Source organism: Rhodococcus sp. 4CII, assembly GCF_014256275.1.
Lineage (GTDB): Bacteria > Actinomycetota > Actinomycetes > Mycobacteriales > Mycobacteriaceae > Rhodococcus_F > Rhodococcus_F wratislaviensis_A.
Genome location: NZ_JACCFE010000002.1, coordinates 6840918 through 6847569 on the forward strand (window position 1 = coordinate 6840918; position 6652 = coordinate 6847569).

Below are 6652 nucleotides of genomic sequence, written 5' to 3' on the forward strand. Positions count from 1 at the left end.
TCAGTGCGGGGTTCCGCCCGCGGCCAGGTAGGTGTCGATGGCCTGTTGTAGTCGATCCAGAGCCGCGCCGTACGTGGTGAAGTCGCCGGTGTGTTGCGCCTCGCGCAGGTTGGCCAGGGCGGCGTTGAGTTCGAGGACCGCGGCGGTCAGCTGTTCCGATGCCGCCGGCGGTGGGGCGGGCGGGGTGTCCGGTGGGGGTGCCGGCGGTGGCCCCCCGGTAGGTGGTGGTGTGGTGGCATCGCCGCCGGGGGCGGTGGCCGCGGCGCCGGTGCCGGCGGCGAAGACCTGGTCGAGCGCCTCGGCGAGGGTGGGGGCGTAGCCGACGCGGACCCCGCCGGTGCCGGGTTCGCGGTAGCTGACCAGGACCCGAGCCAGCTGCGGGAACGTCGAGGCCTCGGCGGTGCTGGTGAGGCGTTCGGTGAAGAGTGGTTCGACGTAGAGGATGCCGCCGTCGGCGATCGGCAGGGTCAGCAGGTTGGCGTAGTAGATCTTGTTGGACCGCTCGAGCAGGGTGCGCTCGGAGGCGACGCGGGTGTCGGAGATCATCGAGTTCTGGGTCTGGCGCGGGCCCTGGGTCTGGGTGTCCGTCGGCAACCGCAGAATGTCGATTCTGCCGTAGTTTTCGGGGTCGGAGTGCACCGAGAGGTAGGCGGAGAGGAATTCCCGGTTGAAGCCGACCATGGCGCTGGTGAGCCGGAAGGACGGGGCCGCGGTGCCGGCGTCGCCGACCAGGACGTAGTACGGCGGCTGTTCCCCGCCGGTGTCGGCGGTCGGATCGCTGGGCACCGACCAGAATGCGTTGGTGGTGAAGAACTCCCGCGGATCATCGACGTGGTACTTCGCCAGCAGGTCGCGCTGCAGGCGGAACAGGTCCTCGGGGTAGCGGAAGTGCGCCCGCAGCTCGGCCGGGATCGCCTCTGCCGACTGCACAGTGCCGGGGAACGCGCTCATCCACGCGCGCAGGACCGGGTCGTTCTCGTCGACCTGGTAGAGGGTGACGGTGCCGTCGTAGGCGTCGACGGTGGCCTTCACCGAGTTCCGCACATAGGACACCTGCTCGGGGAGCTGGGTGCGGCCGGTGCCGGCGACGGCCGGCTCGGCAAGCGAGCCGACCTGCGAGTACGGGTAGTGCGCGGCGGTGGTGTAGCCGTCGACGATCCACACGATCCGGCCGCCGACCACCGCCGGATACGGGTTGTTGTCGGTGGTCAGCCACGGGGCGACGTGTTCGACCCGGGTGGCCGGGTCCCGGTTGAAGATGATCTTCGACTCGGGCCCGATGGCGCCGGAGAACAGGATGTTGCGCTCGCCGTACCGGGCGGCGAATGCCAACCGATTGACCCAGTTGCCCACCGGCACCCCACCGGTGCCGGTGTAGGTGTACTGGGCGGTGTCGGTGTCGTACTCGCGCGGCGGCGCACCCTGCGGGCCGCCGACGATGGCGTAGTCGGGATCCGCCTCTGCGATCACCTCACCGTAGTAGATGCGCGGTTGCTCGACCGGGATCAGCTGGTGGCCGGCGGCCTGGGAGGCGATGTCGCTGACCGCGTAGAGCGGGTATCCGCTGTCGCTGCTGGTGGACTGCCCGGCGGCGTCGCGGGCGGCGGCGTTGACCCGGTTGGCCGGGGCGGCGACGAATCCGTTGCCGTGGGTATACACGGTGTGCCGGTTGATCCACTGGGTCTGGTTGCCGCTGAGGCTGTTCGGGGACAGCTCGCGGGCGGCGACGATGTAGTCGGCGAGTTGTCCGTCGATGGTGTAGCGGTCGATGTTGAGGTGCTCGGGGAAGCCGTAGAAGTTCTTCAGCTGCTGCTGCTGGGTGAAGGTGCGCGAGAGCACGGTCGGGTCCAGCAGGCGGGCGTTGGCGATGGTGGTGACGTCGGCGGGAATGTCCCGGGGCGGTCGGGTGCCCACCCCGGGGTAGTCGAGGTACTCGACCCGGTCCGGGCCGAGGCCGTAGGCCTGTCGGGTCGCGGCGATGTTGCGTTCGATGTAGGGGCTCTCCCGGTCGGCGGCGTTCGGGCGGACCGAGAACTGCTCGATCAGCGCCGGATAGATTCCGCCGACCAGGATCGCCGAGAGCACCAGCAGTGCCGTGGCCATCGCCGGGATCCGCAGGTCCCGCAGAACGATGGCGGCGAAGAACGCGACCGCGCACAGCACCGCGATCGCGACCATGATCAGCCGGGCCGGCAGCACCGCGTTGATGTCGGTGTATCCGGCCCCGGTGAAGGTGGGCTCCTTCCGGCCGCTCCACAACAAGGAGTACCGGTCGAGCCAGTAGGAGGCCGCCTTCAGCGCGATGAACGTGCCGGCGAGCACCGCGAGCTGGATGCGCGCCGGCCGGGACACGTCGATGAGGTGGTCCTCGCTCGGTGCCAGTCGGATCCCGCCGAACAGGTAGTGGGTTCCCAGGCCGGTCAGCAATGCCAGGAACACCGCGATGAACAGCCACGTCAGGATCAGGCGGTAGAACGGCAGGTCGAAGACGTAGAAGCCGATGTCGTACCCGAACTCCGCGTCTACGGTGCCGAAGCCGCCGCCGTGCAGGAACAGTTGCACCGTCTCCCAACTCGCCTGTGCGTGCAGCCCGAACGGCAGCGCCAGCAGCAGCGCGATCCCCACCGTGAACGACCGCGGGCGGCCCAGCACCACCGTCCGGTACCGCTCGAGCGGATCCTTCGCCGAGGCCGCGAACAGTGGGCGGGACCGGTACGCCCACACCATGGCCGCGAAGATCACCGCACCCACCAGCAGCGTGACCGCCGTGAACAGGATCAGCCGGGTGACCAGGACCGTTCCCCACACGCGGCGGTAGCCGACCTCACCGAACCACAGCCAATCGGTATATCCCACGACCAGACGCGGCCCGATCACCAGCAACGCAACGAGAGCCACCGTCAGAATGATCATGACCCGGGCCCTCCGCGGCAGCACCCGGATCCGGTCGGACGGTTGCATGGCCACCTCCCACGGGTCCGCTCACGCGCAGCCCCGCCGCGGATCACCTCGCCCGATGCAGCGAAGGCGGGCGCATAACCCCCATTCTAGGCGGCGCCGGGCTCGTTCTGGCCGGCTCACACTCGGCACTGGATTGCGAGCAGTGGATCCCGCAAGTGGAACGAATGCCGCCGGGTCGATGCCGCGGCTCGTCGCCGTTTCCTCCTCTGCCTGTGACAGACTGCTCCTCCAGGTCGCGGTGACCGTGATCGGCGGAACTGCGACCACGGCCGTCAAGGCGCCAGGGCACTCGCCGGCCGGGGCCGGCAGTCGATGCGGGTCAGCTGGCTGCAGCGAGAGCTTGTTGCTGCCGATCGGTCCTAGCGGCCAGCAGGTCTCGGTCGGCCGTGGCAACCCGGCCATGAAGGCGTCGGCCACCTCGACCGGTGCCCGGACGCACAAACCCGCTCCCGGTGTACGACGTGGCTTCGTCTCCCCGAACCGATAATCGCCCGCCGCGCAGACAGCGGCATTCGAGCCGCTGCCGGCTGCGCTCCCGAGTACGGCGTGAGCCGTACCCTGGCCAATCGGAAGAAGTGGACGATCAACTGCGGGTCCTCGAACGAATGCAAACCCTTCAACGAGGCCCCCGGGGCCGGATCGAAGCCTCGACCGCCCGGTGTGCGGAACCCCTCGGCCAAGTCCCGCGGCCTGCGACCGGTGGGGTGCGCTCATACGGCCGACGCTCCCATCGTCGCAGTGAGAACTCGTCGAGCGCGCGCTAGCAGATGCAGGGGCGCCTCGTCTTGCCTTTCACGATTTAACCGCTGTGAGATTCTTCGGCCATCCATTCGGGCATACGTCTTGCCGCCGATTGTTGTTCGTGGTGTTGTCGATAGGCGCCGACGCACCCCATCTCAACCTCATAGTCGGTGATACGAACCCCGCCAGCAAACCCCCCGTTGCTGGCGGGGTTCTCCCATCAAGCCCCCGCATTCCGGGGCATGTGGTCGGTTTTACGTGCGCTCGGCTTGGTCTCGAGGGGGGTTCGTCCGCATCGCGCACCAACAGGCGCCACTTGTCGCCTCCCGCTGACGTGGCGGCAAGACCCCGGCCGATATGCGCGGCCGGGGTCGACCAAACAGCAAGGATGGCCCAAATCCGGGCTTTGAGGATGGCAAGAACTCGCCGAGAAGTGCTGCCGGGGAGGTTGAATTCGGCCGATCCGCCCGCCCCGGCGGCCCGGAGTCGATGGCGGCGAGATGGTGGGCCAGCGCCGCCGACACGCCCTGATGCTGCGCGACAATTCAGCACCCCACCTGGGTGGTCGGCACCCTCGACGCGCTGACCCGACACAGAGAGTAGCGGCACATCTGGTGAGTGGGAAGTCAGGCGCGGTCTGTCGGGCGGCGGCGACGTTCAACGAACCGTGCGCGCTGATCGGCCAGAATGATCACAGCGTCACGATGGGCGCGTCGCTGCTGGCGGGCGATCAGCAGCCGGACAGCGGCCGTATGTCGTTTCAGGTCTGCGGCGCGCTTTGCCGCGTTCTCGTCGTTGAGCAAATAGGCGGCGGCACGGTCGCAGTCGATGAGGAATTGCTCGTAGGCCAGGCGGGCGGGTGCCTGCTCGTCCAACTGTGCCATTCCCACGTTCTCGACGACCTGCAGCGGGATGCGCGCAAGCTGGTAGTTCATGCGGAGGATTGCCCTCGTGAGGGTGCCTGGTGTCACAGGCTGGATCGTAACCTAGCCGATATGCCCTGTGGACAACTCTGTGGATGGGTGTGGACACCAAAGTCATCGCCAACAGTGATGGGCACACCTGCAGACAGTTCGATAGTCAATCGCAGAATCCGCCCCTACCGGGGTGACGCGCGGCTTAGGGTCGACAGAACCGGACATCCTCTGTTTCGTCGGAACGGAGTCGAGCCATGGATGACACGATGCTCCTGTGCTTGCCCTACGCGGGTTCGGGGGCCTCGTTCTTTCGAGGCTGGCGCGGGTTCGCCCCCAAAGGATTGTCCGTCGTGCCCCTGCAACTGCCGGGCCGGGAGGAGAGGTTCGTCGAACCGCCGTTGACCGATGTCGCAGCGGCCGTCGAAGATCTCTTGTCCCGCGCGCTTTCCGAGGGGCAGGGTGCCCAGAGAGTCGCAGTGTTCGGGCACAGCCTGGGTGCCGTTCTCTCCTACGAACTCACGCATCGGCTGGTTGCGGAGGGCAGTGTGCCGGTGACGCGGCTGTTTGTCAGCGGGGCACCGGGACCGCGACATGTTCGCGAGATTCGCGCAGCCCTGCTCGATGACACCGAGTTCCTGGCCCGTGTCCACGAACTGGCCGGATACACGCACCCGGCTCTGGAGAACCCCGAATTACGTGAGCTGTTGCTACCGGTCCTGCGCGCGGACGTCGACATGCACGAGAGATATCGGCCCCCACCGCACCCGCTTCTGGACATTCCCATCACAGCCCTGCGTGGTCGTGACGATCACTTGGTCAGCTCGGTTCAGGCCGCCGAGTGGAAAACGGCTACCACGGCCGCCACCTCGGTGCTGGAACTCGACGGCGGCCACATGTACCTCACTGATCACCCGCACGCTCTGCTGCGCCTCGTCGCTGCCCAGCTCACGGGGCCAGTTCCCCGATGAGTCCGAGTCTGGACGGCAAGGCGGCCGTCGTGACCGGGGCGGCCAGGGGCATCGGCCGGGCGTGCGCGGTGGCGTTGGCCGCCGGGGGTGCGGACCTGATGCTCGTGGATGTCGCGCGGAATCTGCCGGGTGTTCCGTACCCACTCGGTTCACCGAGCCAGCTCGAGTACACCGCCGAGTTGTGTCGCACCCAAGGGGTCTCGGTGCTGACGAGCGCGGTCGACGTGCGCGTGCTGGGCGAGGTCAGGGACGCGGTGGACGCCGCACACGAACGGTTCGGCCACATCGACATTCTCGTCAACAACGCCGGGATCGCGGCGCCCTCGGGGAAACTGGCACATGAGATCGAAGAGGGCGAGTGGCAGTTGATGCTCGACGTCGATCTTTCCGGCGCATGGCGCACGATCGCCGTCGCCGGAAAGATCATGGTCACGCAGCGCAGCGGCAGCATCATCAACATCTCGTCGACAGCGGGCATCGTCGGTTACCGCCGCTTCGCAGGGTATGTGGCTGCCAAGCACGGATTGATCGGACTGACGAAGGCCGTCGCGCTCGACTATGCCCCGAGCGGGGTCCGGGTGAACGCCCTGTGTCCTGGTTCGGTGCGCGACAGTCCCGCGTTCGAGGGCAGGATGCTGGCCGAGATCGCGCGCTCGCTCGGTCTGGAGGTGGATGAGCATGAATCCGTGTTCGTGCAGTCGCAGCCGATCAACGCGCTCATCGAACCCGAGGACGTCGCATCCGCTGCGCGATGGCTCGCCTCCGACGACTCGCGGCGTATCACCGGCACTGTCGTGACGGTGGACGGCGGGTTCACGGCGCGATGACGGCGGGTCGAGAGGTGGCACTTCGGCGCTTATGATGGGGAGCGTTTTTCGGTAGAATCTCCCTATGCACCAATCCCATTGGGGTCGGGCTGGGCTGGCGCGCACGGCGTACGGCCATGCGCAGTCGGTGCGAATAACCAGCGGTGTCGATCCCGATGCGACAGCAGCGGTGCTGGAGTCCGCGAGTGCCCGATGGTGGGGGGATGAGGTTGCGGCCCCGCGCTTGTGGATCGAACGG

At 67.5% G+C, this 6652-nt stretch carries 4 protein-coding genes; 2 read left to right on the forward strand and 2 right to left on the reverse strand.

The annotated features are described in order from the left end of the window. Together H0B43_RS32575 and H0B43_RS32580 are read right to left on the reverse strand one after the other, a co-directional pair. The gene (locus H0B43_RS32575) at positions 1-2961 is read right to left on the reverse strand and encodes a UPF0182 family protein (RefSeq protein WP_185724180.1); all 2961 of its coding nucleotides are present in this window, start codon (positions 2959-2961) and stop codon (positions 1-3) included. Positions 2962-4328: 1367 nt separating this feature from the next. Further along, positions 4329-4637: a hypothetical protein gene (locus H0B43_RS32580; protein WP_213015304.1), complete on the reverse strand. Its 309-nt coding sequence runs from the start codon at positions 4635-4637 to the stop codon at positions 4329-4331. A 236-nt stretch (positions 4638-4873) separates the two neighbouring features. Between H0B43_RS32580 and H0B43_RS32585 the strand changes: the two genes are divergently transcribed. Together H0B43_RS32585 and H0B43_RS32590 are read left to right on the forward strand one after the other, a co-directional pair. Next, positions 4874-5587, forward strand: a complete 714-nt coding sequence (locus H0B43_RS32585; RefSeq protein ID WP_185724178.1) for a thioesterase II family protein — start codon at positions 4874-4876, stop codon at positions 5585-5587. Then, positions 5584-6414, forward strand: coding sequence for an SDR family oxidoreductase (locus H0B43_RS32590; RefSeq protein ID WP_185724177.1), 831 nt, complete (start codon positions 5584-5586; stop codon positions 6412-6414). Before H0B43_RS32585 ends, H0B43_RS32590 begins: the two co-directional genes overlap by 4 nt. Positions 6415-6652 lie beyond the last annotated feature (238 nt).

Excerpts from the sequence above, each read along its gene's own strand:
- H0B43_RS32575 (WP_185724180.1), bottom strand. The coding sequence starts at position 2,961 with ATGCAACCGTCCGACCGGATCCGGGTGCTGCCGCGGAGGGCCCGGGTC.
- H0B43_RS32580 (WP_213015304.1), bottom strand. The coding sequence starts at position 4,637 with ATGAACTACCAGCTTGCGCGCATCCCGCTGCAGGTCGTCGAGAACGTG.
- H0B43_RS32590 (WP_185724177.1), top strand. The coding sequence starts at position 5,584 with ATGAGTCCGAGTCTGGACGGCAAGGCGGCCGTCGTGACCGGGGCGGCC.
- H0B43_RS32585 (WP_185724178.1), top strand. The coding sequence starts at position 4,874 with ATGGATGACACGATGCTCCTGTGCTTGCCCTACGCGGGTTCGGGGGCC.